At 52.2% G+C, this 26464-nt stretch carries 25 protein-coding genes and 1 riboswitch; of the genes, 7 read left to right on the top strand and 18 right to left on the bottom strand.

Annotated features, from left to right (window positions below; genetic code table 11):
• Positions 1–23: 23 nt before the first annotated feature.
• The 9 genes from IJ22_RS21885 to rpoE all read right to left on the bottom strand — a co-directional run bounded on the left by IJ22_RS21885 (position 24) and on the right by rpoE (position 8991).
• Positions 24–419, bottom strand: a complete 396-nt coding sequence (locus IJ22_RS21885) for a hypothetical protein (protein WP_054817049.1) — start codon at positions 417–419, stop codon at positions 24–26.
• 87 nt (positions 420–506) lie between these two features.
• Positions 507–704: a 50S ribosomal protein L31 gene (gene rpmE / locus IJ22_RS21880; RefSeq protein WP_054817048.1), complete on the bottom strand. Its 198-nt coding sequence runs from the start codon at positions 702–704 to the stop codon at positions 507–509.
• An 82-nt stretch (positions 705–786) separates the two neighbouring features.
• Positions 787–2064: a radical SAM family protein gene (locus IJ22_RS21875; protein ID WP_062410310.1), complete on the bottom strand. Its 1278-nt coding sequence runs from the start codon at positions 2062–2064 to the stop codon at positions 787–789.
• 12 nt (positions 2065–2076) lie between these two features.
• A complete protein-coding gene (gene rho / locus IJ22_RS21870; RefSeq protein ID WP_054817046.1) occupies positions 2077–3384 on the bottom strand; it encodes a transcription termination factor Rho in 1308 nt (435 codons plus the stop codon).
• Positions 3385–3475: 91 nt separating this feature from the next.
• Positions 3476–4729, bottom strand: a complete 1254-nt coding sequence (locus IJ22_RS21865; protein ID WP_054817045.1) for a UDP-N-acetylglucosamine 1-carboxyvinyltransferase — start codon at positions 4727–4729, stop codon at positions 3476–3478.
• A gap of 114 nt (positions 4730–4843) precedes the next feature.
• The gene (gene fba / locus IJ22_RS21860) at positions 4844–5698 is read right to left on the bottom strand and encodes a class II fructose-1,6-bisphosphate aldolase (protein ID WP_054817044.1); all 855 of its coding nucleotides are present in this window, start codon (positions 5696–5698) and stop codon (positions 4844–4846) included.
• A gap of 304 nt (positions 5699–6002) precedes the next feature.
• Positions 6003–6395 (bottom strand): response regulator, encoded by a 393-nt coding sequence (locus IJ22_RS21855; protein WP_054817043.1) that lies wholly within the window; start codon positions 6393–6395, stop codon positions 6003–6005.
• A 242-nt stretch (positions 6396–6637) separates the two neighbouring features.
• Complete coding sequence (locus tag IJ22_RS21850) at positions 6638–8239, bottom strand: CTP synthase (protein WP_054817042.1); 1602 nt, start codon at positions 8237–8239, stop codon at positions 6638–6640.
• Positions 8240–8406: 167 nt separating this feature from the next.
• Positions 8407–8991, bottom strand: a complete 585-nt coding sequence (rpoE, locus tag IJ22_RS21845) for a DNA-directed RNA polymerase subunit delta (RefSeq protein WP_062410309.1) — start codon at positions 8989–8991, stop codon at positions 8407–8409.
• Between the two features lie 467 nt (positions 8992–9458).
• Here rpoE and IJ22_RS21840 point away from each other — a divergent pair, with 467 nt between their 5' ends.
• Positions 9459–10637 (top strand): S8 family peptidase, encoded by a 1179-nt coding sequence (locus tag IJ22_RS21840; RefSeq protein WP_062410308.1) that lies wholly within the window; start codon positions 9459–9461, stop codon positions 10635–10637.
• 4 nt (positions 10638–10641) lie between these two features.
• Here the strand turns inward: IJ22_RS21840 and IJ22_RS21835 are convergent, their stop codons facing one another.
• Positions 10642–11145: a YwiB family protein gene (locus IJ22_RS21835; protein WP_074728923.1), complete on the bottom strand. Its 504-nt coding sequence runs from the start codon at positions 11143–11145 to the stop codon at positions 10642–10644.
• A 133-nt stretch (positions 11146–11278) separates the two neighbouring features.
• On the opposite strand from IJ22_RS21835, the gene IJ22_RS21830 reads away from it, so the two are divergent.
• Positions 11279–12157 carry a metallophosphoesterase gene (locus tag IJ22_RS21830; protein WP_062410307.1) on the top strand — a complete coding sequence of 293 codons (879 nt, stop codon included), beginning with the start codon at positions 11279–11281 and terminating at the stop codon, positions 12155–12157.
• 88 nt (positions 12158–12245) lie between these two features.
• Here the strand turns inward: IJ22_RS21830 and speB are convergent, their stop codons facing one another.
• Positions 12246–13115: an agmatinase gene (speB, locus tag IJ22_RS21825; protein ID WP_062410306.1), complete on the bottom strand. Its 870-nt coding sequence runs from the start codon at positions 13113–13115 to the stop codon at positions 12246–12248.
• Between the two features lie 26 nt (positions 13116–13141).
• Positions 13142–13969, bottom strand: coding sequence for a polyamine aminopropyltransferase (gene speE / locus IJ22_RS21820; protein ID WP_062410305.1), 828 nt, complete (start codon positions 13967–13969; stop codon positions 13142–13144).
• Between the two features lie 282 nt (positions 13970–14251).
• Between speE and IJ22_RS21815 the strand changes: the two genes are divergently transcribed.
• On the top strand, positions 14252–16324 hold the full coding sequence (locus tag IJ22_RS21815) for a transglycosylase domain-containing protein (RefSeq protein ID WP_062410304.1): 2073 nt from the start codon (positions 14252–14254) through the stop codon (positions 16322–16324).
• A 173-nt stretch (positions 16325–16497) separates the two neighbouring features.
• Here the strand turns inward: IJ22_RS21815 and IJ22_RS21810 are convergent, their stop codons facing one another.
• The 6 genes from IJ22_RS21810 to IJ22_RS21785 form a co-directional block, all read right to left on the bottom strand.
• Complete coding sequence (locus IJ22_RS21810; RefSeq protein WP_062410303.1) at positions 16498–16938, bottom strand: Dps family protein; 441 nt, start codon at positions 16936–16938, stop codon at positions 16498–16500.
• Between the two features lie 40 nt (positions 16939–16978).
• Positions 16979–18433, bottom strand: coding sequence for a catalase (locus IJ22_RS21805; protein WP_054817041.1), 1455 nt, complete (start codon positions 18431–18433; stop codon positions 16979–16981).
• 130 nt (positions 18434–18563) lie between these two features.
• Positions 18564–19352 (bottom strand): winged helix-turn-helix domain-containing protein, encoded by a 789-nt coding sequence (locus tag IJ22_RS21800; RefSeq protein WP_054817040.1) that lies wholly within the window; start codon positions 19350–19352, stop codon positions 18564–18566.
• The gene (locus tag IJ22_RS21795; RefSeq protein ID WP_054817039.1) at positions 19331–19723 is read right to left on the bottom strand and encodes a Fur family transcriptional regulator; all 393 of its coding nucleotides are present in this window, start codon (positions 19721–19723) and stop codon (positions 19331–19333) included. Before IJ22_RS21795 ends, IJ22_RS21800 begins: the two co-directional genes overlap by 22 nt.
• Positions 19724–20049: 326 nt before the next feature.
• Complete coding sequence (locus IJ22_RS26840; RefSeq protein ID WP_062410302.1) at positions 20050–20451, bottom strand: reverse transcriptase domain-containing protein; 402 nt, start codon at positions 20449–20451, stop codon at positions 20050–20052.
• Positions 20452–20834: 383 nt separating this feature from the next.
• Positions 20835–21347, bottom strand: coding sequence for a YwhD family protein (locus tag IJ22_RS21785; RefSeq protein WP_062410301.1), 513 nt, complete (start codon positions 21345–21347; stop codon positions 20835–20837).
• A 206-nt stretch (positions 21348–21553) separates the two neighbouring features.
• Here IJ22_RS21785 and IJ22_RS21780 point away from each other — a divergent pair, with 206 nt between their 5' ends.
• From IJ22_RS21780 to IJ22_RS21760, 4 genes are all read left to right on the top strand, one after another.
• Positions 21554–23761 carry a M1 family metallopeptidase gene (locus tag IJ22_RS21780; RefSeq protein WP_062410300.1) on the top strand — a complete coding sequence of 736 codons (2208 nt, stop codon included), beginning with the start codon at positions 21554–21556 and terminating at the stop codon, positions 23759–23761.
• A 14-nt stretch (positions 23762–23775) separates the two neighbouring features.
• Positions 23776–24588, top strand: a complete 813-nt coding sequence (locus IJ22_RS21775; RefSeq protein WP_062410299.1) for a hypothetical protein — start codon at positions 23776–23778, stop codon at positions 24586–24588.
• Positions 24589–24767: 179 nt separating this feature from the next.
• Positions 24768–24909: riboswitch (cyclic di-AMP (ydaO/yuaA leader) on the top strand.
• Positions 24910–24913: 4 nt separating this feature from the next.
• Positions 24914–25387, top strand: coding sequence for a C40 family peptidase (locus IJ22_RS21765; protein WP_062410297.1), 474 nt, complete (start codon positions 24914–24916; stop codon positions 25385–25387).
• 264 nt (positions 25388–25651) lie between these two features.
• Positions 25652–26455, top strand: coding sequence for a hypothetical protein (locus tag IJ22_RS21760; RefSeq protein ID WP_062410296.1), 804 nt, complete (start codon positions 25652–25654; stop codon positions 26453–26455).
• Positions 26456–26464: the final 9 nt, after the last annotated feature.

The following is a 26464-nucleotide window of genomic DNA, read 5'->3' as shown; positions in this document are numbered from 1 at the left end:
CAAAAATATCAACCTGGAGGGAGTTATTTGGCAGAAACGTCAGCATCTATATTGTATCTCGGAGAGGCAGCGGCCAAAACAGCCTGTGCCTCGTGCTTGATCCGGGCAATTTCTTCCGCGCTTGTTCCGGCAGGCACATTGAGCAGTACATGGGCTACAGGCCCATTAAGAGTGATCGTTGTGTTCGTAACCATCGGGAACCGCTCTTTAATAGCAGCCTCCATCACACGAACATCATCGGAGTATGTCCGGTAGGTCTTGCTTAACGGCATGTTAGGATTCACTTCCGTAATCCCCAGCAAACCGTCTTTGCTATGCGTCCTCACTTCCTGCCGAGTATTGGCGGCTCCTCCGCAAGCCGTCGTAACAGAAACCGCCAGCAGCCATACCGCGGCAAGGAAAAAGATTCTTTTCTTCATAAAAAAACACCTCCTGCAGCACTAAGATACGTAATCTTAGAATAGCCACAGGAGGCACGGTTCATGCTGTATAGAATCTGACAAAAATTAAATGCCGTATTTCTTCTTGAATTTATCTACGCGACCGCCGGCATCCACGAATTTCTGCTTACCGGTAAAGAACGGATGGCAAGCGGAGCAAATCTCCACACGGAGGTTTTGCTTGATGGATCCCGTTTCAAACGTATTACCGCATGCGCAAGTAACCGTCGTTTGATAGTATGTCGGATGAATAGCTTCTTTCATTACTCTTTCACCTCTTTTGCCCTGAAACACCATGTGAATCAGAGTTATCTTTTAGCACACATGATCGGATTATACCATGGAGCTATCCGTGTTGCAAGTGTTTCTTACGCTTGTCAGCCAGTTCCTGCGGGATATGCGTATAGGAGCCGAGCACGACGCCGGGAAGCTCCTCCCGAAAAATATCCAGCATCTGCTTCATCCCGTAACGCTCACCGCGCGGCTTCGGGATAAGCTCCAAATAGCTTTCCGGATCGATGTTCAAATTCCGCAATTGAATCAGCTTAAGACCGGTTCGGCGAACGAAATCGATCATGGCTTCCATCTCTTCCTCACGATCCGTCACACCCGGGAAAATCAAATAGTTAATCGAAGTGACGACCCCGTGATCCGCCGCATAACGAAGCGATTTTTCCACGTTTTTCAGCGTGTAGCCGCGGGGCTTGTAGTAAGCATTATAATGATCGTCCAGAGCACTGATCGTGCTGACCCTCATCAAATCCAGGCCCGCGTCGACAATACCGCGGATATGGTCCGTCAGGCCGGCATTCGTATTGATGTTAATAAAACCCGTACTCGTTTGGCGCCGGACTTCCCGGATCGCTTCGATAATCATTTTGGCCTGGGTCGACGGTTCGCCTTCGCAACCTTGCCCGAAGCTGATGATGCTCTCCGGAGTCTTAAGATGCTCCAGCATCACCTGTATGATTTCCTCGACGGTAGGCTTGAAGTTCATTCGTGTCTGAGGCGCAGGAAAACCGCTGTCCTCAGGCTGTTCGGAAATACAGCCGAAACAGCCGGCATTACAGGAGAAAGAGACCGGAACAGCGCCTTCCCAACGATTCAGGAACGTGTTCGAAGCCGTTAAACATTCGTATCCGAGCGCACAATTGGATAAGTGCTGATAAAGCCGGTTATCTTTATACTGCCCCAGAATGCGCTGCACTTGCAGTTCCAGCTCGTCCGGGTCACAATTCCGGGGATTCCAACGCTCAGGATCGTCACTCGCCTCGGCCGCTACATAAAACCCGCCGTCCTTCCAAACGACCGCGGTATAGCCGAACAAAGGAAGCACCTTATTCTTATCCGCCTTCACATAACCGGGCAGCAGCAGACGGGTAAAGCCCTGCGGCAGTAAAGCGCCGACGGCCGATACTTCTCCAGGCACGATTTGCATTTCGCCCGTTCGCACGTGGATGCCGATGGGGCGAGTGTCCGGCAAACTGACGAGGGTGGCTCCTTCCGGCAGCGGAATGAGCTCTTCTTCCAGCATCTCCATCACCGTATCGCCGCTGCGTCCAAGACCCGTAAAATCCGGATGATCGTAGACGTTGCCATCACGATCGGCATAAACCAAATTCATGAACCTACCCTCCTACGAGACGGAATGCTTAACCCGCCGGGAAGCACCGCCACTGCCGCCGGATTGAGGACCGCCTCCGTTAGGCTCCAGCGTTTCCAGAAACTCTTGATTTGTTTTTGTTTCGCCAAACCTCTTAAAGAAAGCTTCAATATAATCGTGGGAATCATTCATGCCTTTGCGGATCGCCCACACTTTATCAAGCTCCTCTTTGGTCAGGAGCATCTCTTCGCGGCGCGTTCCGGAGCGGCGAATGTCGATCGCCGGGAAAATCCGACGTTCCGCCAGCTTACGGTCAAGGTGCAGCTCCAAATTACCGGTCCCCTTAAACTCTTCATAGATGACGTCATCCATGCGCGAACCCGTCTCAATAAGCGCAGTAGCGAGAATGGTCAGGCTGCCGCCTTCCTCGATGTTGCGGGCGGCGCCGAAAAAACGCTTCGGGCGGTGGAATGCGCCGGGGTCAATCCCCCCGGAAAGCGTACGTCCTGTCGGCGGAACGACAAGGTTGTAGGCGCGAGCCAGACGCGTAATGCTGTCAAGCAGAATGACAACGTCTTTCTTGTGCTCTACCAGCCTCTGGGCGCGCTCGAGCACCAGTTCGGCCACCTTGATATGGTTTTCCGGAACCTCGTCAAACGTAGATGCGATGACTTCGCCTTTTACCGAACGCTGCATATCCGTCACTTCCTCTGGACGCTCGTCAATCAGAAGCACGAACAGTTCTACATCCGGATGATTCGTTGAGATGCTGTTGGCAATTTCTTTAAGCAGCAGCGTTTTTCCTGCTTTCGGAGGAGCAACGATCAATCCCCGCTGTCCAAAACCTACGGGAGTTAACAGATCCATCAATCGGGTAGAAAGTTTGGTAGGGGAGGTTTCCAAGATTAGTCTCTTTTGCGGATAAAGAGGTGTCAACGCCGGGAAGTGAAGGCGTTCCGCCGCTGTTTCCGGATCCTCGCCGTTCACGGCTTCCACGTGCAGCAAACCAAAATACCGTTCGTTCTCTTTGGGAGGCCGGCACTTCCCTGAAACCATGTCGCCGGAGCGAAGATCAAATCTGCGAATCTGAGAAGCGGAAATATAAATATCCTCACTGCTGGGCAAATAGTTGATCGGACGTAGAAATCCGAACCCTTCCTGTAGGACGTCCAGCACGCCCTGCATAAACATCAAGCCGCTTTGCTCGGCCTGAGCACGTAAAATCGCAAAAATAAGTTCCTTTTTTTTCATCTGCCCGTAATACGGAATTTGATGCTTTTTAGCCAGCTTGTATAATTCCGTGAGCTTCAGCGCTTCCAATTGCGCCAGATGCATATCCATACATATCCAACCACCAAACTATTAAATTTTCAAACTTTGCAAATGATCTATTATAGCCATACCCAATTTGAAAGAAAAGTATACCGCTTCTTCATTCGTGCTGCCGCCAAACTTCGGCCCCCAGATTTGATAGATTGGTCACGAGATGATCGTAGCCCCGATCGATATACTCCACGCCGGTGATCTCTGTAATGCCGTCCGGAACGATCAGCCCAGCGATCACAAGCGCTGCTCCTGCGCGAAGATCGGTCGCTTTCACCTTAGCCGCCGTAAGCGGGCCTCCTTCGATAATGGCCGATCGTCCTTCTACTTTAATACGCGCGCCCATGCGATGGAGTTCAGGGATATGCTTGAATCGGTTGCTGTACACATAGTCCGTCAGAATGCTGACACCCTTGGTTTGCGTAAGCAGACTGCTCATAGGAGACTGAAGATCCGTTGCAAAGCCCGGATATACCAGCGCCTTGACATCAACACTTTCATAATCCGTCTGTCCTACGACGCGAATCGATTCGTCCATTTCGTAAATATGCACGCCCATCTCCTGCAATTTGGCCGTAATGGCCTCCAAATGCTTAGGAATGACGTTGTCCACAATGACGTCGCCACGTGTCGCAGCGGCGGCAATCATATAAGTTCCCGCCTGAATCCGGTCCGGAATAATGGAGTGCCTGCAGCCGTAAAGCGCATCCACGCCTTCAATCCGTATCGTCTCGGTCCCTGCGCCTTTGATTTTAGCTCCCATCGAGTTCAAAAGTGTCGCTACGTCTATAATTTCAGGCTCTTTTGCCGCATTTTCAATCGTTGTAACGCCTTTGGCACGCGATGCCGCCAGCATGATATTGATCGTCGCCCCTACGCTGACGACATCCAGATATATTTTGGCTCCGTGCAATTCCTTTGCCTTGATATGCAGAGCCCCATTTTCGTTCGTAACCGATGCCCCCAATGCTTCAAAGCCTTTGATATGCTGGTCGATTGGCCGCGGTTCAAAATTACAGCCCCCAGGCATGCCGATCGTCGCTTCCCGAAATCGACCCAACAGTGCTCCCATTAAATAATATGATGCTCTAAGTTTTTTAACATTACCGTTAGGCATCGGCCTGGAAATCAGCCGACTTGGATCGATGACCATTCTATCATGATTCCAGTCGACCGTTGCGCCAAGTTCCTCCAGAATCTCCGTATAAATCGCAACGTCACTCAATTCAGGCAAATTGTCAAGCGTTACGGCGGATTCCGATAAAATGGCAGCCGGTATAAGCGCGATCGCGCTATTCTTGGCTCCGCTGATTTGGACCGTTCCCCGCAGCGGGCGCCCGCCGGCAATCATCAGTTTTTCCATTTCGTTGTTTTTCCTCCTACTTCACCACATGTAAGGTGATCAAGCAAATACACTGATAAGGGTAAAAAAACAGAAGGGAAACACACCTAAACCAGTGTATTTCCCGCTGTATCCTTAAGCTTGGTTGGCACTTCCGAACAGCTGGATTTTGGATTTGACCACTTCAACCATGGCCTTGCGAGCAGGAGTGAGGTATTTACGAGGATCGTACACTTTTGCGTCTTTGTTCAGCACTTCGCGGATCGTTTGCGTACAAGCCACCTGATTCTCGGTGTTGACATTGATCTTGCCTACACCTGCAGCAATGGCTTTGCGAATCATCTCATCCGGAACGCCGGAGCCGCCGTGCAGTACAACCGGTACCGGAATCGCGCTCGCCACCTTGTCGATGATGTCAAAGCGGATATTCGGCTCTCCCGCGTACATTCCGTGTGCCGTACCTACGGCAATGGCCAAGCAATCGACACCGGTTTCCTCGTAAAAACGGATCGCTTCTTCCGGTTTAGCCAAAGCAGCGTCAGCCTCATCCACACTGATATCGTCTTCTACACCGCCGATGGTCCCAAGCTCTCCTTCAACGGATACCCCCATCGCATGAGCTGCTTTCACCACTTCTTTGGTCAAACGAATATTTTCCTCAAATGAATAGTGCGAACCATCAAACATAACGGAGCTGAAGCCTGCACGGATACATTTCATGGCTACTTCAAAGCTGCTGCCGTGATCCAAATGCAGCGCGATGGGAAGTCCCGATTTCTTCGCTGCAGCTTCAGCCAATGCCACTGTATATTCGATCCCCATATATTTCAGGGCGCCTTCGGAAACGCCAAAAATGAAAGGCGATTTTAATTCTTCAGCCGCCTCCGTAATCGCTTGAGCGAATTCCAGATTATTCATGTTAAACTGGCCTACGGCAAATTTATTTGCCTTGGCTTTAGGTAAAAATTCATTCATGGAAACAAGTGGCATAGTATTTCTCTCCTTCTAAGTATAATTTGAACTTTCCGGCTTGTATACCGTTCTAAAGTCATACTGGCCCATTATACCATACAAATGGACAAACGAGAATCCCGTGACCCGGCTCCCTCAGCGTATGAACGGTATGAAAACGGGAACAAACGCAGTGATATCAGCAATAGGCCATACGATGATCGGCATACGGAAGAAGGCTTTCGGTGAAGAAACATCCGAGGTTTGGAACATCTATTCTTGCAGATTTAGTTTCCTCCGCAGTGGACTTGTCTAATCTTGTTTTTAAAAAAAGAGACCCTTTTCAGGATCCCACGGCGTACGAACTGTTATTCGAGGAACGAAGATGCTGATTAACGGCTTGACGGAGCTCATCGATATCGAACGGCTTCGTAAAGTGCATAATCGCTCCAAGATCAGTAGCTTCTTTAATCATGTCCAGCTCCCCGTAAGCCGTCATCATGATGACTTTAATCGAAGCGTCAATGCTCTTGATGTGCTTCAAGATATCAAGACCGTCCATTCCGGGAATCTTCATATCCAAAAGAACAAGATCGGGCGACACGTTTCTTACGATCTCAAGCGCCAACTTACCATTGGATGCCTGATATGTCTCGTACCCTTCACTGCTGAATACCTCCATCAGCAATATACGGATACCATTCTGGTCATCAACGATGAGCAGTTTCTTCTTCAAGTGAGTACCCTCCCATTTTCGTTTTCCCAATGCATTTGGGAAATTCCGTCCTGATTTGTACACCTAACAAAATATTCTATACCGGAAACGCGATTCCTGCTGTCTCCACCAAAAAATTTTGAAAAGTTTTACAAATTAAGCAGACATTACAGCCTCCGTCCGTTTCTCCGAGTCGAAGGCTATCGTTATTCGGCTGTCTGCCTATCCATTACGGAAAGCAGGGCACTCCCGACATATCAAGATTATCGCCCGTGAGTGTAAGCCGCTTGTACAAAATGCTTAAACAGCGGCTGCGGACGGTTCGGTCTCGAAGTAAACTCCGGATGGAACTGCACCGCCAAAAACCAAGGGTGGTCCGGACATTCAATGATTTCCACCAAGCGGCCGTCAGGACTGGTTCCCGAAATATGCAGGCCTGCGGCTTCAAGCGTTTCACGGTATTCATTATTAAACTCGTACCGGTGACGATGACGTTCGTATACAAGCTCGTCACCATAGCAGCGCATCGCGAGCGATCCTTCTTTGAGCTTGCAAGGATACAATCCAAGCCGCATCGTTCCGCCCAAATCCTCAATATCCTTCTGCTCAGGCAGCAGATCGATGACCGGATAAGGCGTCGTAGGGTGAATTTCCGAGCTGTTCGCACCCTCAAGCTTGAGCACCGAACGGGCATACTCGACGACGGCCACCTGCATGCCGAGACAGATGCCGAAGAACGGAATTTTGTTCTCGCGGGCATAACGAATCGCCGTCACTTTGCCCTCGATGCCGCGGTCTCCAAAACCGCCGGGAACCAGAATTCCCTGAACGCCGCCCAACAGCTCGCCGACGTTGTGGTCGTACACTTCTTCCGCATTCACCCAGCGGATTTTCACTTCAGTGTTGCAATCGATACCGGCATGGCCCAGCGCCTCGACAATGCTCAGATAAGCGTCATGAAGCGCTACGTATTTACCGACAATGGCGATTTCGGTCGTTTCTTTAGGCGATTTAACGCGTTTGATCAGGTTTTCCCATTCCGTCATATCCGGCTCGTTCGCGGACAGCTTCAAATGATTCACCACGATGTCGTCAAGCCCCTGCTCGCGAAACATCATCGGAACCTCATATAACGTTTCTGCATCGCGCGCTTCGATAACGGCGCCCGGGTCGATATCACAGAACAACGCCAGCTTCCGCTTCATGTCTTCAGCCAGCGGGTGCTCCGTGCGGCAGACGATAACTTGAGGTTGAATGCCGATGCCGCGGAGTTCTTTTACGCTGTGCTGAGTCGGCTTTGTTTTGACCTCTCCTGCCGCCTTCAGATACGGAATCAGTGTGACGTGAATATACATCACGTTATCCCGGCCGATGTCGCTTTTTATTTGACGAATGGCTTCGAGGAACGGGAGGCTCTCGATATCGCCTACCGTACCCCCGATCTCTGTGATGACTACATCCGATTGAGCTTCGCGCCCGGCCCGGAACACCCGCTCCTTGATCTCGTTTGTGATGTGAGGGATGACTTGCACCGTGCCCCCCAAATATTCTCCGCGGCGTTCTTTTGCGATGACGGAGGAGTACACTTTGCCTGTCGTGACGTTGCTGTTCTTGGACAGATTGATATCGATGAAACGTTCATAATGGCCAAGGTCGAGGTCTGTCTCCGCACCATCGTCCGTTACGAATACTTCCCCATGCTGATAAGGACTCATTGTTCCCGGGTCGACGTTAATATACGGATCGAATTTCTGAATCGTGACCTTTAGCCCGCGGTTCTTGAGCAATCTTCCGAGCGACGCCGCCGTAATGCCTTTACCAAGCGAAGAAACAACGCCTCCGGTCACGAAAATATACTTTGTCATTATGTAATACCTCCCAAGTTTAGCTTGCCTAAAAAAAAGAAAAAGCCCCCGCTCCGGCGGGGCACTTTTATCCAAAAGGACCTCATGGTCCGTAATGTTCATCCAAAGCCCAGAAAATAGTTTACTCTGATCGGGTCAACCTGTCAAGGAGAAAGGAGGCGCAGCTATTATTTGTCATTTTTATCGTCGTCTGCACTTTCGAAATCTTCTTCCAGATCGTCGAGGTCATCCTCCAGATCGGAAACTTCCTCATCGAGTTCCACTTCATCCAGGACTTCTTCGTCGGCCTCCTCTTCTTCGAAGAATTCGGTCTCTTCCTCCACCTCATCCTCCGAGTCGTAGTCGTCGCGAGGAGAATCGTAGCTGTCATAGTCTTCTTCAGCAAACGTATCTTCTTCTTCAGCGAACAAATCCTCATCATCCAAGTCATCGTCTTCATCGTTAATGATGCGCGGACGTTTGCCGCTGCCCACAGCATCCTCGGATTTCTCCACGGGATACCAACGCTTCAGGCCCCACAGGTTGGTGCCTACACATGCAAAACGACCGTCAATGTTGATCTCGGTATATAGCTGGGCGATGACCTGCATTACCTCGTCATCGGACAGACCTTTTATTTTGGCGATTTCCATCATCAGATCCCGATAGTAAAACGGCGTATTCGCCGCCTTCAGCAATTCAAAGGCGAGATCCACCATAGGCATTTCCTTGGCTTGCTCCGTACCGATTTTAAGCAGGTTCTGAGCACTCATTTCGGGGCACATCCTTTCCGACATTTATATGCGCTTGCAACTGTTACAGAGAAGCGTGGCCGCTCACAGTCGGCAACTTTATCACTACAATATCCACTATCTTCAATTAGTAAACCTTATTTTATCCAAAAATGCAACTGGTTGACGGGGTTTTAGCGAAATGAAACAAAGGATTACGCCGTATGCCGTAACCCGATCCTGTGCCGGACGGCCCATTAAGCGGAATCCTTCGTTCCTGACTGTATCCCCAAAGGACCAAAGCCGGACTCTTGAGCCTTCCCTTGCTCCTCTGACCCTAGAAGAGGGAACACCAGACACTCCCCCTTGATATCGTATGTAGCCCCATGCGCTTTGACACATGCCTACAACCTATTTATTTGGCATAAGGTTATGCGCTCATACGGGAGGATACCCTCTTACATACGATAACTAAGGAACGCTCGCCAGCTAAAGGGGGGAGGAAGATTATGAATCCTTCAGCATTTGTTGCGTGGCTTCATGAGGCGGTGGTCGATTCGAAGAACGCCGAGAAGCGGCATATTATCCGCTTTGCTCATGGGCGCGATTACGCTGCTTTTGCCCGGCTCATCAGCCGGCAGCGCAAATCCCTGCCCCTGCTTCGACACATTCAGCCGCTCAGGCTGATTCGCGGTATCTCGTGTACTTTGCGTTCGACGGAAAAGCTCAGTTCCGTTCCTTTTATCCATTTTGTCGAAGAAGACAACCGCGCAAAAGTACACAGCTTTTGGAATATGTCTATGGCCAGAACGTTATCGCCCTCCGAAGGCGGCAGGTCAGCCGAGAAAACAGTCATTCCTTGGGGAATAAAGCATATCCGCGCACCCCAGACCTGGAGGAAATCCCGGGGCGAACGAGTCCGCATCGGCATCATCGATACCGGAGCGGATTATTCCCATCCCGATCTTCGCCATTGCCTCTCCCGGGGCGTGAATATTTTGAACCGCCATTTGCTTCCTATAGACGATAACGGCCATGGGACGCATATCGCAGGAACCATTGCCGCTTATACCCAGAACAAAGGAATGATCGGCGTGGCGCCCGGCGCGCTCATTCATCCGGTAAAAGCGTTTGATCACCAAGGGGGTGCCTTCGTCTCGGACATTGTCAGCGGGATTGAATGGTGCGTCTCGAACGGCATTCAACTGATTAACATGAGCTTCGGCATGAAAACGTACAGCAGAGCGTTGGAGGCTGCCGTCCTCAGCGCTTACCGGGCGGGCGTCATCATCGTCGCCTCTTCAGGCAACGAAGGCAAGCAAGCGGAAGTCGACTACCCTGCGCGGCTTCGGCAGGTTATTGCCGTCGGCGCCACAACGCGCAAAGGACGAATTGCACCTTTTAGCAATGTAGGCAAACAAATTGATATTTATGCTCCCGGCGAGAAAATCTATTCCACCTGGCCGCGAGGCAAATACCACGAGCTGAGCGGCACTTCGATGGCGACCTCGCACGTGTCGGGCGTGATCGCCCTCATGCTTGCGCGGCGACCGGGACTGAGGCCGCTCGCCGTAAAGAGAATTTTAAGGAAAAACGCCCGATTTATTATCAAATCCGGAAAAAAAATCAGCAGCGTGAAAGAAATTCATGCCTTCCGCGCGGTACAGGCCGTAGACAAATCATCCTGACAGGTCAGCAGGCCCGGCCGGATCCGGGATCCGAATCCTTCTGCGGTACGGCACGAAGCAAGAGACGGTATTCCCCGCCATCTTCGCCCATCACAGACAGCTTATAGCTCCAGGCAATGGTCAGCGGACCGCCCGGAGCGCTTATGTCGTCCAAGCTGTCCGGTGGGCCTTCCTGCCGTACATCCAGACTGAGGGTTTCCGTTTCCAGTTCGATTCGGCCTTGCGGGGTTTGCAAGTACCCTGTATGCCGCTTCCCGGGGATAAAGGTTTGTTCAAGCCGGATATCGCCATGACGTACGATGCGCAGCTCTCCTTGTCCTGCCTTGACCATAGTAACGGTTCGGCCCATTTCCGCTTCGGGCGGTTCATCGTAACGAACGTACACCTGTTCCCCTTTCAGAAACAAGTCCCCATCCATACGCCGCACGATGCGTTCTCCCGCGGCAAAGCTTTCTAATATAATGTCGACCCGGCGCCTGTGGGCTGCCGATGTGTGCTTGTCCGTCATCTCAACGATCCTCTCCCGTAATTACTGCTTTTGAAACCTGCTCCGTTTATTTTACGTCAAATAGGGTTAAAGCGATACTTTTGTATCTGCTTTCGCATGTTGATTCCATAATTCCCGGAGGATGTGTTCATTCATGGATTTGAGCACAAGGAAGGCGAAAAGAAAACTATCCCGAAGAACATTCCTCAAGAAGGCGGCCCTAACAGCAGCAGGTATCATAGCCCTACCGCCGACCGCCTATGGATATGCCCGATATGCCGAACGCCGCTGGCTTGAAGTGAACAAAGTCACGCTGTCTTTGCCGAGATTGCCTCAGGGAATGGACGGCATCCGAATTGTCCAATTCAGCGATGTCCATCTGGGCTTCCATTACGATACGGATGAGCTGTTCCGGCTGGCGGAAACGATCAACGGACTCCAGCCTGATATCATCTGCTTCACCGGCGATTTGGTCGATTACGAGATCGGCAAGGACGGGGTACGTTATGCGGAGGCCTTGGCGAACATGAAGGCGGCGCTCGGCAAGTTTTCAGTGCTCGGAAACCATGATTATTTCAATGAATCCGCCGAAGTAGCCGGGCTCCTGACCGAGGGCGGATTCCGCATGCTTCGAAATGATTTGGCGGCCGTACAACACGGAGGAAGCACGATGTGGATCGCGGGCGTAGAAGACATGTGGATGGGGAAACCCGATGTGAAAGAGGCGACACGCCTGGCCAAGCCGAAAGACTTCGTCATGCTGCTGGCGCACTGCCCCGACTTTGCCGACGTCGCCGTTGACCACCAGGTGGATTTACAGCTGTCGGGCCATACCCACGGCGGCCAAGTACGGATCCCGCTGCTGGGGCATGTCGTGACCCCCAAGTACGGCAAGAAGTATGTGATCGGCGGATACACGATCGGCGATCACAAGCTGCAATTATACGTAAACCGGGGCATCGGCGTCTCTCAGCACCCCATCCGCTTCCTGTGCCGCCCGGAGCTTACGGTGCTCACGCTGCGCCAAGCTTAAGCAGGCCGGGGCCCCAGCATACATCAGACAAAAAACCGGCCCTTCGCCTGAAAGTAAGACGAAAAGACCGGTTTTATTCATCTGGATGTTATTTCACCAAGCCGAGCAGCATTTCGCGGATCAGCTTGCTGGCGACGATCTGGGTTTGCTCCGTCGGATCGTAAGCCGGGGCAACCTCGACGATGTCGGCGCCGACGAAATTCAGCTCCGAAGCGGCCATCGCGTGAATCGCGGCAAGCAGCTCCTTCGACGTAATGCCGCCCGCTTCCGCGGTTCCCGTGCCCGGGGCGCACATCGGATCCAGCACATCAATGTCGATCGTCAAATAGACAGGACGTCCGGCAAGCTCCGGCAGCACTTTCTTCAGCGGCTCAAGCACCTCGAACGGGTAGAAATTAATGTTTTCGCGGCCGAACCGGAACTCCTCACGGGAGCCCGAGCGGATGCCGAACTGATAAATGTTCCTGCCGCCCATCAGTGCAGCCGCTTTGCGGATCGGCGTCGAGTGGGACAGCGGCTCGCCTTCGTACTGCTCGCGCAGATCGGCATGGGCGTCGATGTGAATCAAAGCGAGATCCGGGTACTTGGCGTACACTTCCCGGATGACAGGCCAGGATACGAGATGCTCGCCGCCGAGGCCAAGCGGAAATTTACCGTCAGCCAGCAGGCCGCGCACATACTCGCCGATGATCTCCAGGCTGCGTCCCGCGTTACCGAATGGAAGCAGGAGGTCCCCTGCATCAAAATAAGTGATATCTTCAAGGCTTTTATCCAAATACGGACTGTACTCCTCCAGACCGATCGACACCTCGCGAATGCGCGAAGGGCCGAACCGGGAACCGGGACGGAAGCTGACCGTATAGTCCATCGGCATGCCGTAGATGACCGCCCGGGACGCCGCATAGTCGTCCGAGCTGAGAATAAAGACGTTACCGGAATATTTTTGATCGAGTTTCATAGATTCAGACCTCCTTGGTTTGGCGGTTACTTCGTTAAATCTTCCACAAACTTCGGGAGCGCGAAGGCCGCTTTATGCAGGCGCGGAGTGTAATATTTCGTATCGATCTCCGGAATCTTCGTTTCATCGACAGCAAGCGGATCATATTTTTTACTGCCCATTGTGAACGTCCAAAGGCCGCTCGGGTAAGTCGGAATATTGGCACAGTATACGCGCACAATCGGGAAAATCTCTTTTACGTCGCGATTGACGCTTTGGATCAGGTCCGCCTTGAACCAAGGGTTGTCCGTTTGCGCAACAAAAATACCGTCTTCCTTGAGCGCATCGTAAATTCCTTTATAAAACCCTTGTGTAAACAGCGATACGGCCGGGCCAACCGGCTCGGTGGAGTCCACCATGATCACATCATAGGTGTTCTTATGGTCGTGAATATGCATGTAGCCGTCGTTCACGATCACTTCTACGCGCGGGTTGTCCAGTGCGCCGGCGATCGAAGGCAGATACTTCTTGGAATACTCGATGACTTTGCCGTCGATTTCAACGAGAACCGCTTTTTCCACTTCCGGATGCTTCAGCACTTCGCGGATGACGCCGCCGTCGCCGCCGCCGACGACCAGAACATGTTTCGGATTCGGATGCGTATTGAGCGCCGGATGCGCCACCATCTCATGATAAACGAACTCGTCCTTCACGGTAGTCATGACCATTCCGTCCAACACGAGCATCGTGCCCCATTCGGCCGTTTCGATCATCGCAAGATCTTGAAAATCCGTTTTTTCCGTAACGTGAGTCTTGCTGATTTTTGCCGTAATGCCGAAGTTATCGGTTTGTTTTTCTGTGTACCATAATTCCATATGTAATTCCACCTTTCGCAAAAGCGCATATTCATCGGCTTCCATCCCAATGGAGAAACCGCAGGACGGGCGGACAACTGTTATTTTGGTATGTTTCAGCCGGTCTCTTGCATGTCAAATTGTATTATAGTGGATCTACCCGAAAATGCAAATACGAACGCCGGGAATCCGAACGATTTTTAAAAAAATTTAACGTTTCTGTTACATTCGCATGAATAGGGTTTTCTATGTTTTTCCATACTGGATAATAGAACTTATTTTCCCGGGAAAGGAGCGAATGACATGAGCGAAGAGCGGAGTAAACGGACGGCCGCAGAAACCGATCCCTTGGAACGCTTGGGGAAACGATTGAAGAAGTGGATATCATTTTCTTTTACTTGTCTGATGTTGAGCGCAGCCGCTTTGCTGGTTCTCATACTGTTCATGCGTTCGCAGTCGCTTCCCGTATCGAAAATGGCGATGGCTTCCGAAATGTACGATGTGCACGGCACCATGATCGAAGCGTACGGCGGGAGCAAAAACCGCCAGATGATTTCCCTGAAGGAGATGTCCCCGAAGGTAATTGAAGCGACGCTGGCGATTGAGGACCGGAACTTTTACGGCCACTTCGGCTTCGATCCCAAAGGCATAGCCAGGGCCGCCTGGGTAAACCTGCAGCATATGTCCAAGGTCCAGGGAGCAGGCACCATTACCCAACAGCTGGCGCGGAACCTGTATTTAACACATGAGAGAACATGGACGCGCAAAATCAAGGAAACCTACTATGCCGTACAAATGGAGCTTCAAATGAGCAAGGATCAAATTTTGGAGCAATATTTGAACCAAATTTATTACGGGCACTCTACATACGGCATTCAAGCGGCTTCCCAGCTGTTTTTCGGCAAGAACGCATCCGAGCTGTCCCTTGCCGAAAGCGCCCTGCTGGCAGGGATACCGAAGGGCCCGCGCTATTATTCCCCCTATTATGATTTGCAAAATGCGATGAACCGGCAAAAAACGGTGCTGCAAACCATGGTCGAGGCCGGCTATATTACGCAGAAGCAGGCGGATGAAGCGGCGCGGGAAAAGCTGAACATCCTGCCGCTGGCAAACAAAAAGCCTGTGACGGCGCCTTATTTTCACGACTATGTGCGGAGGCTGGGCACGGAATTGCTCGGTATGGAGGAAAAAGAGTTCGAGGAAAGCGGACTTCGCATCTATACATCCCTGGATCTGAAAGCGCAAAAGATTGCGGAAGACGTCGTCACGGAGCAGCTGAAGGACTTCCCGGAGATTCAGACGGCTCTTGTCGCGATCGATCCCCGCAACGGTTATGTCAAGGCGATGGTCGGCGGGCGCAATTACGGGGAGAACCAATATAACCGCGTGTTCGCGAATACGCGGCAGCCGGGGTCGTCTTTCAAGCCGATCGTGTATTTAACGGCGCTGAAGGAAAAGCATTTTTCACCGGTCACCCGGTATCTCAGCGAACCGACGACATTCACCTACGATCAGGGACGGCAAACCTACACGCCCAGCAATTTTGGCAATAAATACTTCGACTGGATTGATTTGCGTACGGCGATTGCCAAATCAGACAATATTTTTGCCGTGCATACGGTGTTGGAAACAGGACCCGAACGCGTCATTGAGATGGCAAGACGGATGGGCATCACAAGTCCGATGAAGCCGATGCCGTCTTTGGCGCTCGGCACTTTTCCGGTCAGCCCGTTCGAAATGGCTTCAGCCTTCGGCATCTTGGCCGGGCAAGGCGTTCGCGTCGAGCCGACAGCGATTCTGCGCATTGAAGACCGGCGCGGACGCGTGCTCTATGAGGCCGCGCCAAAGCAGGAGACGGTCATTGAGCCCGCGTACACCTACGTGCTGACCAAGCTGATGGAGGGCGTCTTCGACCAAGGCGGCACGGGCAGCCGTGTATCAAGCGTGCTGAAGCGCCCCGTTGCCGGCAAAACCGGCACGACGAATACGGACGCATGGCTTGTCGGCTACACGCCGGAGCTGTCGACGGCCGTATGGGTCGGCTATGATAAGGACCGCAACATCAGCGCGGTCGAATCTCACCTCGCGGCGCCGATCTTCGCCGAGTTCACGGAACGGACGCTGGAGTCGGTGCCCCCGAAGCTGTTCCCGATCCCCGAAGGCGTCGTGAATGTCTACATCGATCCGGCGACCGGCAAGCTGGCCAACGAGAGCTGTCCCGATTCACGGATGGAAGCGTTCGTTCAAGGCACGGAGCCAACGGAATACTGCACGCAGCAGCCGGCCCGGAATGACGGAGACCAGAATTCCGAACCGGCGAAAAGAAAACAAAACGGCACGTGGTGGGAAGACCTGAAGCGTTGGTGGAACAGCTAGCACCGGGAGCAGAATGGGAAGCAAGCGGGCTGCGTACGCCGGCCGCAAGTACGACATGAAGCGCTTGGGGGATTGCCTCTCAAGACAGCCTTCAACTCACTAAAGCGTACGTAGAACCATCATCGAAGCTGAAAAAGAGGGGCGTCAAGCGCCCCTTCCTCCAATCATGTCTCTTATTTGCCCAAAAACGAATTCAACATCCACACATGCTTCTCAAGACTGGAATGAATGCCGAGGAGCAGATCGCCGGTCGTTTCGTCTTTTTCCGATTCGGCCAGCTTCATCCCCGTTTTCAGCTCACCGACCATGGTCTCAAAATCGTCAACGATCGATTTGACCATCTGTTCGGCAGTCTCTTTGCCCGTGGCGTCCCCGACGGAAGCCAGCTCCAGGCAGCCCTTCATTGTGGCGACGGGCAGGCCCCCGAGCGAGAGCAGACGTTCGGCGAGAGCATCCACATGTGCCGCCGCTTCCGTATAGAGCTCTTCGAATTTGGTATGAAGCGTAAAAAATTGCTGTCCCTTCACATACCAATGATAATTATGAAGCTTAACGAACAAGACGGACCAATTGGCGATTTGTCTGTTGAGCGTTTCGTGTAAGGTTAGCTGCATACTTATTTTCTCCCCCTCTTTTGATTTATTTTTTTCCAAGCTAGTTTTTCGGCATAAATTCGCTGATGTCGAGGCCCAGTCCTTGCGCAAGTCTCATGCCGTACTCCCGGTCCGCGCGGAAGAAGTTGCATACGGCACGGAGTTGAATCTTTTCATTGGTTTGCTTCAAATCATTGACCAGATTGCTGAGCAAATGATCGCGCTCCTGATCGGAGAAGCTGCGGTAAAGTTCGCCCGCCTGTGTGAAATCGTCCGTTTTATCGATGCGCTGACGTCCTGCGACACCATAAAGCGGCGAACGGCTTTCCACATACTCCGGAGCCTCCTTCGGACTTTCCTCGAAGCTGTTCGGCTCGTAGTTAACCGGGCTCGGATCCTGCTTCACGTTCATGAAGCCGTCGCGCTGATGATTTCTTACCGGAGCGTACGGACAATTGACCGGAATTTGCAGATAATTGGCGCCCAGACGGTACCGCTGGGTATCCGGATAAGAGAACAGTCTGCCTTGAAGCAGCTTATCTTCCGACGGCTCGATCCCGGGAACCAGCGCGCTCGGAGCGAATGCGGACTGCTCCACCTCCGCAAAATAGTTTTGCGGATTCCGGTTCAACGTCATGGTGCCGACCTTGTGCAGAGGGTACATATCCTCCGGCCATACCTTCGTCGCATCCAGCGGGTCAAACGCAAAGCGGTCCAAATGCTCAACCGGCATCATCTGAACATGGAGCTCCCACTGCGGGAAATTCCCCTTTTCAATGTTATCGAACAAATCCCGGGTAGCGTGGTTAAAGTCTCTGCCCTGCACTTCGCGCGCCTCGTCAGCCGACAAATTCACGACACCCTGAAGCGACTTCCAATGATATTTAACATAAATGACCTTGCCTTCCGCATTCACCCACTTGAAGGCGTGAACGCCAAAGCCGTTCATTTGCCGATAGTTGGCCGGGGTCCCGTTGTCGGAGAACACCCAGGTCATCATATGTGTGGACTCAGGAGACAAGGTCATAAAATCCCAATACCTCTCCGGATCTTGAACGTTCGTGTCCGGGGCGGGCTTTAAGGAATGGACCATGTCCGGGAATTTAATCGCATCGCGGATAAAGAACACCGGCAGATGGTTCCCTACCAAATCATAGTTGCCTTCCTCTGTGTAAAACTTGACAGCAAATCCACGCGGGTCGCGAGCCGTTTCCGGTGAGCCTGTACCGTGGATAACCGTGGAAAAACGGACGAACACCGGCGTCTCCTGCCCCACCTCCTGCAGGAAGTGAGCCTTCGTGTACGCCTTCATGCTGGCCTCCGTCCGGAATACCCCGTGAGCACCTGCGCCGCGGGCATGAACGACACGCTCCGGAATACGTTCGCGGTCAAAGTGAGCCAGCTTTTCGAGCAAATGGTAGTCCTCCAGCAGTGTCGGACCCCGTTGTCCGGCTGTTCTCGAATTCTGGTTATCACCTACCGGCGCGCCTTGATTGGTAGTCAGTCTGTTATGCATATCAAGCAACTCCTTGTATTTAAATTTAGACTTGGTTTAAATCTTGATATGATCATAACATGCGCTGACCGCCAAATCATGATATTCAAATGAAAATTACATGAAAAAATGATGAAGGCGAATCTGCCGCTCACTCATCCGCCAACCGGTACCCCACACCTCTTACCGTAGAGATGTACTTGGCTTCTCCAGCCGAGTCGCCCAGCTTTTTCCTTAAGCTTTTCACATGAACGTCAACCACGTTGCTGCCGCCGAAATACGAGCTCCCCCATAGCTGATTCAAAATATCTTCCCGTGAAAGCACCGCACCCTCCGATTGAAGGAAAAGCTGCAGAAGCTCATATTCCGTTTTCGTCAAATCAAGCCGTACCTGCCCCCGGTAAACCGCCATTTTTCTGGAATCGACCGTCAAATCCTTGAACACACTCCGGCCGGAGGAAACGTCGGGCGTGAACCCGGATTCCGGAACCGCTTCGCTTATGCGCCGCACGGTTTCCCGGATATCGCCGGCAGGCCAGCTGATAAATTCGGCTGCCGAATCTGCTGAAGCAGCTGCCGCCGTCTGCCCGTTCACCAAAAAAAGAAGCCGGGGCTGCCGGAGCGATTGCGAAAATAAAGAAACGGCGTGCTGCGCGTCCCGCTCCACGTCTTGAGACGATGTCAAATCATAGATGATGGTATTTACGTTAAGCTCCTTCATCATCAAGGGATCGTAACGGTGGAACACCAGAATATCGAAGCAGTCCGAAGCCAGCCTGCCAATCAGTTCGCCCAACCGATTCGGAAACGGGCTGATGACAATCACTCTTTGCGTACGGGTGCATACGTTCCCCAGCATCCAAGAATCCTCCTCCCGCAATCGGCTTTGATCCGTAATCTCGAAATTTTGGAACAGATTTACACTTTGTGCTGTGCGCATGTACCGCATACCCCCTCAAAGACAACATGGGAATTGCTGACTTTGTAATTCGTCGCTTTCTCCACCGCCGTAATCCATTCGTCCGGCGTCGGACTCAGTACCTCGTCCACTCGTCCGCACTGTTTGCAAACAATATGATGGTGATCGTCCACTCTTGCATCATAACGGCTTGCCGCTTCTCCCAATTTAAGCTCGCGAAGCAGCCCTACATCCGTCAAATACTTGAGGGAGTTATAAACCGTAGCATAGGCGAACTGCTGGCCTTGCTCTCTCAGTCTCTCCATCACCTCCGCGGCCGTCGGGTGTCCATCGTCATATTGGACAGCCTCAAGAACCGCTTTGCGCTGTGCAGTCAAATTGATTTTATTCATAGGGGTTCATTCCTTTATTTTATATTTAGATTTAGTATAAATCTTATATTGGACTTGGTCAACCAATAATCAACCAAAGGACGTTATCTTCCGTGCTGAAAGGCCGCCGGCAGCTGCGCAAATCGAGTAGGAGAGGGCGACTAACCCCCGTCCTCTCATACCACCGTACATGCGGGTCCGCATACGGCGGTTCCGAAGGTTAACAAAGTTCCAGATAACGAGAAAGCAAACTAAACTTCTCAGCCCTCTTGCTTCCCAGTAGGAAGCCGGGAGGGCATTGTTTGTGTTCCGGGACATTTTTCAAGCACCCCGGCGGGAATTAGCCATCATGAGAGCTGCCCATTCAGGCGCCCCAAGCGCCCGAAGCTCGCGGAGACGAGTTCGCACCCATAACGGACAAACCGCAACCCGCGTTTGGTTAGTTCTTTGTCTAGGTCATCCAGCAGGATGTTGGCCAAGAGCGGACTTAAGGGACCGCCTTGCGGCGTACCTTCTTCCGTCCACTCCGGGCGCTCCTCCGTTTTGGACGACTCGTTTGTAAGCGAGCCGAAGGTATCCTTTTCGAGCACCCTCTCCAGCAGTTCGTTCTGGTCTTCGCGAGAGGAAGGGGCGACTTGTGCCGGCGAAGGACTCGGCACCCCGACATACCCTTGCGGCTTCACCGCTACCCTTTGTCGGAAGCTCTCTTGCGAGATATTCGGCTGTCTGTGCTCTTCGCGCGAACGCATCGGTTTCCTCTCTCCTTTCCCGCGACCACCCAAGTCTACAGCGTCAGCCCTTGGCGGCTTTGGATTTTGCCTTGGTGTGGAGGCTCATCCGACTAACACTGCCTCAAATTGGGTTCGTGTACCTTGGCCCGTGCTTTTGCCTCCGGCTTCCTTCAGATTCCGCCTCGCGGCGGACATCCTTGCCCTTGGCTAACGGTAGGCGCTCGCCAGCCCCCGTTCGGGACTCTCACCCTAGAGATGACGCCCATTGCTGGGCGTACACAACACAAAAAGGCAGACCAAAGGTCTGCCTTTTTGCTGTCCTAGTATATGGTGCATATACTAGGCATTAGTATACATCGTTATGTCAGGCCGTTCAATGACCGTCACATAATGTACAAATTTTACGCAAGCGCTTCTTTGAGTTCCGCTTCGGAGCGTTCCCACATGCCGGGGTCGTTCTCGATCATCAGTTTCTTGAGAGCGGCTTTTTCCCGTTCCCCGAGATTATCGAGCATAATGCGGCGCTTTAGAGCATAATCCATCCGGTTCACATGATCGGCGAGCACTTTCCAGCCTTTGCGCGCCTCCGGATCTACCGTCATCTCGCAGGAAGTGACCCCTGCATAGTATTTGCCGTCCTCCTTGAAATCCACTGCCACCCAAACGATCCAGCAGGGGCGTCCGTTGGGAACCTCATCCTTGTTCGTGGTAAACTTGATCCCTTTTTCTATTTTGCTCTTGGCATGCAGCGCCCCCTGATCGATATAGGCTTCTCCCTCGTCAATAATGACGCAGGATAATTGGCTCAGGTCGATCGAGCCTTGGCCAAAGCCGCGGTGCTTCGTTTCCTTATTGCTGACAATATTAAGTGAAGGCAGTTTTTTCTTTTCATTTATATCCACAAGGCACACCATCCCTATCCTATAATTCAAAGTTCCGCATAGTTCAATCTCACTCGTTATTATTGTAGCCAAAGTACCGGAGCATGTAAATAAATCGAAGCCGCTCCGTTCCCAAACGCAAATGCCCGGGAAAAACCCGTAAAGGAAAAAAGGCAGAAATAATCCTCGTCCCACAAACATATACATGCTGTAGATGCTTGTCAACGGGGTGAATATGGATGAAAAAACGAATCGGCAGCCCCATTGTATCATGGGGCTTACTTACAATCTTCGCCTGCGGTGTCACACTGCTGACGAATGCCCTGCTGTCGTCCGACTTCCGGTCGGGAACTCCTTCCGCCGGTTGGAAGCTTTCCGCCGAAGCCGCTTACCCTGCCGTGTTCCCTGCTGAAGGGGGGGTGGATCCGCTCAACCTGAAGCCCATAAGGTCAACCGCGGGGCACTCCATCGTTGAGGCGCCGGCATGGCCTCAAGCCAGGGGACAAGCGGACGGCTCATCTACGGGCATTTTTTTGCCGACAGCACATGCGGAGCCGGTTAGCGGACGAGTGAACGAACCGGCGGCCCCTCCTCCCGCACCTCCCAGCTTGCCGGTCAAGCCTGTAGAGAAACCGGCGCCGAAGCCATTATCCAACCGCATCGTCGAGTATCATCTCAACGTAGAACTGGATGCCGATGGCAAGCTGATTAAAGGCACCTCGTCGATGACTTGGAAAAACCCGGGAAGTCGCCCGGTGCAGGAGCTTTATTTTCACTTGTATCCCAATGCGTTCGAGTCCAAGAAAACGACGTTCATGAAGGAATCCGGCGGGAAGCTGCGGGACGATGTCCGCAAGGAAGACAGCTTTGGCAGCATGACGGTCAGCTCCATTCGAACGCTTGACGGAGCCGAGATGGAGCTGATCGACCGGATGGAGTATGTCCAGCCGGATGACGGCAACAAGGACGACAACACCCTGATCAGGGTACCGCTTCCAAAGCCCGTCATGCCGGGCGGAAGTGTAGATCTGCTGACCCAATTTTCCGTGAAGCTGCCGCAGGTTTTCGCCAGAATGGGCTATGCGAACGATTTTGTGATGGCCGGCCAGTGGTTTCCCAAAATCGCCGTATACGAGCCCAAAGGCACCCGCGGTCGGACAGATGAGGGCTGGAATTTGCACCAGTATCACGGGAATTCGGAGTTTTACGCGGACTTTGGCATATTCGACGTTAGAATCAAGGTGCCTTCCGCCTATAAGGTAGCGGCCACCGGCTTCCCGACCAAACCCGTCTCCGATGACGGCAAAACGAAAACCTACTCGTTTTACTCCGACGATGTGCATGATTTTGCCTGGGCCGCTTCGCCGCATTTTATATACCATGAAGAACCCTACGCCACTCCTCATCTGCCCGGCGTCCGCATCAAGCTGTATCTGGATCCGAAGCATGAGCATCTGAAGGCCCGTTATATGACAGCCGCCAAAAAAGCGCTCGCCCGATACTCTCAGTGGTACGGCAGTTATCCTTACAACACGCTGTCGATCGTCGTGCCGCCGGAGGAGGGCAACGGAGCCGGAGGAATGGAATACCCTACGCTGATTACCGCATGGGGAGCAGCCGAAGAGAACCCGAGTCTGGAGCTGGAACGGGTTGTGGTGCATGAAATCGGCCACCAATTTTTTTACGGCATGGTCGCCAGCAATGAATTTGAAGAGGCGTGGCTCGACGAAGGCTTTACCTCTTATGTGGAAGACAAGTTAATGGAAGCGGAATACGGCGTTCGCCCGAATCTGCTCGTGGAGTCGAGCTACATCACCAATCCGGCGGCGCTGCTGAAGAATGCCTGGAGCTATGACGGACACCATCACTATGCCGAGAATGTATATACCCGCGCCAAGCTGGTGCTGAAGGCCATGGAACGTCAGGTCGGAGCAGAGACCATGGACAAGATCATGCGAACGTATTTCCAGCGCTGGAAATTCAAGCACCCGACTACGTCGGATTTTCAACAAGTCGTAGAAGATGTGACGAAAACCAGTTGGCAGCCGTTTTTTGATCAATACGTTTATAACGGCATGATGGTCGACTACGCCGTAACCGGCATCAAAGTGCAGCAGGTGACAGAAAATGGCCAAACCTACTATGAGAACAGCGTGCAGCTGCGCAAGCTTGGAGGCACCTACCAAAATGTCCCGGTCCGTTTTCAATTTGCCGATGGAACACAACTCGATAAAACATGGAACGGCGCCGACAGCGAAGTCATCATGAAGCTGAATCACACGGCTCCGCTGTCGTGGGCGGCCATAGACCCGGAGCACTCTATCGTGCTGGAGAACAAGCGGATCAACGGCTTTATGAAAACGGAAGTCGATAAGAAGCTGTCGGTGCGATGGAACGTAAGTGTTGTGAAAATTTTGGAGACCTTGTTTGGCTGGGTCGCATGGTGAGGTGAGCGAGGAATATGTGGAACCGGATCAAAGCAGGCTGGACCTTGGCCTGGCAGCAGCCTTTTGCCGTCTTTACCCTCTTTATATACAATCTCATCTGGGGCGTCGCGCTGTATAAGCTGATTCAATCCGTCGTCCTCCCCCTTCTCCATCGTTATCCGGGGAGCGACCTGCCCGTCACAGCTTCGCAGCTGTTCTGGATCGAAGGTCATTTTCAGATCATGAAGACGGACCTGCTGGAGCCGTTTCTGTGGTGGGGCATCTGCCTCCTGGGATTAAGAATGCTGGTGCATCCGCTGCTTAATGCGGGGGTATATTACTCGCTTCAACATCGGGACATGAACGCAGGCTACCGGTTCGTGGAGGGGATTCGAAAGCTGTCTCTTCCCTTCTTCGGCCTCTACTTCATCCAACTGGCGCTGCTGCTCTCTCCGCTCTACTGGCTGGTTCCTTATACAATAGAGCTGTACGGGCATCAGACTTCATATATTTCCTTCGGGAAAGCGCTGGCGCCGGCGCTGGCCGGCTACATCGCCTATTGGTTTGTGCTCCAGCTCGTCTTTTTGTTCCTTCAGATCGGAAAAACCGATGGCAGGTCGGCCATTTACACCCTGCTGTTTGTGATTCGCCATCTGCCCGCCATTATGCTGATTTCTTTATCCGTAGCAGGAATCGCTTTGGCCGTGTCCGCCGCGGTGATGGCGGCCTCGTTTTTCTGGGCCGGCTTTCTGGCCCTGATCGGATTACAAGCCTATCGGCTGGTTCAAATGTTTATTAAAGTATGGGCCATCAGCACACAATATGCGCTTTGGACGGAGAAAGCGTAGCTGATATCCTAATAAGACCGCAGAAGCACCGGTCCGCCATGGACCGGTGTCTTTGTGTTGTTATATCCCCGATTCAATTAAACAAAATTTTCAATTTAAACCGCTTAAATGTGTCAATTTTGTTACAAAAGAAGGAAAAGTGCAGTTTTCCTCGAATATGTTTATCCGAAATCAAAAAAAAGAAAATTTTGCCGAATTTCTGTTTAGGAAAACGGGGGATCCATAACCGGGTGAATTGATCTCGACAAACAACGTCAGTGATCATAGGGAACCTTCAACCGAACCCTTCAGCTAACCTCGTAGGCACCGGAAGGGGAAACTTTTTTTGAAAAAGAAGCTTGTAGGTTTTGCACTTTCGTTAGCTATGTTTTGCAGTGTTTCCGTGGGCAGCGCATTTGCTGAAACCCCACTAAGCGCAGCGGTAAACGCGGGTTTAGGCTCGCCTTACAAATGGGCAGGCAATACGACAAACGGCTTTGATTGCTCCGGCTATACTTCTTGGGTGTTCGACAAGTTCGGTATAGAACTTCCCCATTCCTCCAAAGGCCAAGCCCAAGCCGGCCAATGGGTAGCCGCAGATCAGCTCCGTCCCGGCGACCTCGTGTTCTACAACACCGACGGTAAAGGCATTTCTCATGTCGGCGTATATGTGGGAGGCGGCAAGTTCTACCACTCGGCTACGAACAAAGGCGTTACGATTACTGAAATGAGCGAATCTTACTACGCCAATCGTTATGTGACAGCCCGGCGTATTTTGTCGGACGAGCAGTACAAACAACTCATGACCGACGCCAATTGATTTGGTCAACGGATTCGCAATGCAGCTTCGGAAGCCCTCAGTGTTTGGCCCGATCCGATCGTTCGCAAAAACGGACGAAACGGACGGACAAGCCTGCAGGGCTTTCTATTTTGCAGAAACCATGCGGAAGCCTCCTGCATCCGATCTGTTCCGAATGCTGTGATTTCTATTGATTTCCCTAATGATAATGATTATAATTCTCATTGGGATCGGGGACTGTCCCCCAAATCATTCGCCTGATGTGCCAGAAAGGAGCGCCGGATCATGACTCTTCAGGAACCGGTCAACCAAGTGCTTGAACAGCGGTTTGGACTATCCGAAACCGGAATCGCCGGAGCAGAACACCGATTCCGTCTGGGCAGCCTGTTGAGACTGGAGGAGATGTCCCGGTTTATTCGCATCTATACGGAAGCTTTGAAGGGATCGCATATCGACGTAGGCGGCATGTTTTTCATCGCTTGGGTTACTCAAGTCTGTTCTGCTCTGCAGTATACCGTTTCTTGCCATCAAGCGGCCTTGAACCTGCATCTGGATCAATTGGAGCTGCAGCTCCGCCATCACTCCGATGGTCCTGCGCTGGCTTTCAGAGCGGATTCCTGCGTCGGCACGCCCTGCCCTGCCGATAACAGAGAAGAATGGCTGAGTGCGATTTTTCATCATTGGTATATCGGGCAGGTGAAGCCTCTCATCGCCTCCGTCTCCGAAGCCGCCGGCATTCCAACGGCTCAGCTGTGGGCCCAATTGGTCACCCGGCTGTATTATACGATTGACGTGATGATCGGGGAAGCGGAGGATGAAGAGACGAGAAGCCGGATTAAGGACGATTTTGCCGTTCTGGTACACCGCATCGGACCCCGGATTTTCGAGAAAAAAACCAATCTGCTGGATCTTAATTTTAAAATGGTCGAGTCTCCTGCTGATCCGGATCGTTTACTCCGGGTGAAAGCCGCGTGCTGCCTATACTACAAAACGGAAAAAGCATGCGGGAATTACTGCTTTACATGTCCCAAACTCAGCGATAAGGACCGTGAAGAGAAAAGGCGAAAGCTTTTGACAGGGACGCTTTGATCGGAAATA

Origin of the sequence: Paenibacillus naphthalenovorans (genome assembly GCF_001465255.1) — a bacterium.
In the GTDB taxonomy this organism is placed as follows: Bacteria; Bacillota; Bacilli; order Paenibacillales; family NBRC-103111; genus Paenibacillus_G; species Paenibacillus_G naphthalenovorans.
This window is presented reverse-complemented; position numbering and strand designations above follow the sequence as displayed.

Excerpts from the sequence above, each read along its gene's own strand:
- IJ22_RS21885 (WP_054817049.1), bottom strand. The coding sequence starts at position 419 with ATGAAGAAAAGAATCTTTTTCCTTGCCGCGGTATGGCTGCTGGCGGTT.
- rpmE (WP_054817048.1), bottom strand. The coding sequence starts at position 704 with ATGAAAGAAGCTATTCATCCGACATACTATCAAACGACGGTTACTTGC.
- IJ22_RS21875 (WP_062410310.1), bottom strand. The coding sequence starts at position 2,064 with ATGAATTTGGTTTATGCCGATCGTGATGGCAACGTCTACGATCATCCG.
- rho (WP_054817046.1), bottom strand. The coding sequence starts at position 3,384 with ATGGATATGCATCTGGCGCAATTGGAAGCGCTGAAGCTCACGGAATTA.
- IJ22_RS21865 (WP_054817045.1), bottom strand. The coding sequence starts at position 4,729 with ATGGAAAAACTGATGATTGCCGGCGGGCGCCCGCTGCGGGGAACGGTC.
- fba (WP_054817044.1), bottom strand. The coding sequence starts at position 5,698 with ATGCCACTTGTTTCCATGAATGAATTTTTACCTAAAGCCAAGGCAAAT.
- IJ22_RS21850 (WP_054817042.1), bottom strand. The coding sequence starts at position 8,239 with ATGACAAAGTATATTTTCGTGACCGGAGGCGTTGTTTCTTCGCTTGGT.
- rpoE (WP_062410309.1), bottom strand. The coding sequence starts at position 8,991 with ATGAGTGCTCAGAACCTGCTTAAAATCGGTACGGAGCAAGCCAAGGAA.
- IJ22_RS21840 (WP_062410308.1), top strand. The coding sequence starts at position 9,459 with ATGAATCCTTCAGCATTTGTTGCGTGGCTTCATGAGGCGGTGGTCGAT.
- IJ22_RS21835 (WP_074728923.1), bottom strand. The coding sequence starts at position 11,145 with ATGACGGACAAGCACACATCGGCAGCCCACAGGCGCCGGGTCGACATT.
- IJ22_RS21830 (WP_062410307.1), top strand. The coding sequence starts at position 11,279 with ATGGATTTGAGCACAAGGAAGGCGAAAAGAAAACTATCCCGAAGAACA.
- speB (WP_062410306.1), bottom strand. The coding sequence starts at position 13,115 with ATGAAACTCGATCAAAAATATTCCGGTAACGTCTTTATTCTCAGCTCG.
- speE (WP_062410305.1), bottom strand. The coding sequence starts at position 13,969 with ATGGAATTATGGTACACAGAAAAACAAACCGATAACTTCGGCATTACG.
- IJ22_RS21815 (WP_062410304.1), top strand. The coding sequence starts at position 14,252 with ATGAGCGAAGAGCGGAGTAAACGGACGGCCGCAGAAACCGATCCCTTG.
- IJ22_RS21810 (WP_062410303.1), bottom strand. The coding sequence starts at position 16,938 with ATGCAGCTAACCTTACACGAAACGCTCAACAGACAAATCGCCAATTGG.
- IJ22_RS21805 (WP_054817041.1), bottom strand. The coding sequence starts at position 18,433 with ATGCATAACAGACTGACTACCAATCAAGGCGCGCCGGTAGGTGATAAC.
- IJ22_RS21800 (WP_054817040.1), bottom strand. The coding sequence starts at position 19,352 with ATGCGCACAGCACAAAGTGTAAATCTGTTCCAAAATTTCGAGATTACG.
- IJ22_RS21795 (WP_054817039.1), bottom strand. The coding sequence starts at position 19,723 with ATGAATAAAATCAATTTGACTGCACAGCGCAAAGCGGTTCTTGAGGCT.
- IJ22_RS26840 (WP_062410302.1), bottom strand. The coding sequence starts at position 20,451 with ATGCGTTCGCGCGAAGAGCACAGACAGCCGAATATCTCGCAAGAGAGC.
- IJ22_RS21785 (WP_062410301.1), bottom strand. The coding sequence starts at position 21,347 with ATGGTGTGCCTTGTGGATATAAATGAAAAGAAAAAACTGCCTTCACTT.
- IJ22_RS21780 (WP_062410300.1), top strand. The coding sequence starts at position 21,554 with ATGAAAAAACGAATCGGCAGCCCCATTGTATCATGGGGCTTACTTACA.
- IJ22_RS21775 (WP_062410299.1), top strand. The coding sequence starts at position 23,776 with ATGTGGAACCGGATCAAAGCAGGCTGGACCTTGGCCTGGCAGCAGCCT.
- IJ22_RS21760 (WP_062410296.1), top strand. The coding sequence starts at position 25,652 with ATGACTCTTCAGGAACCGGTCAACCAAGTGCTTGAACAGCGGTTTGGA.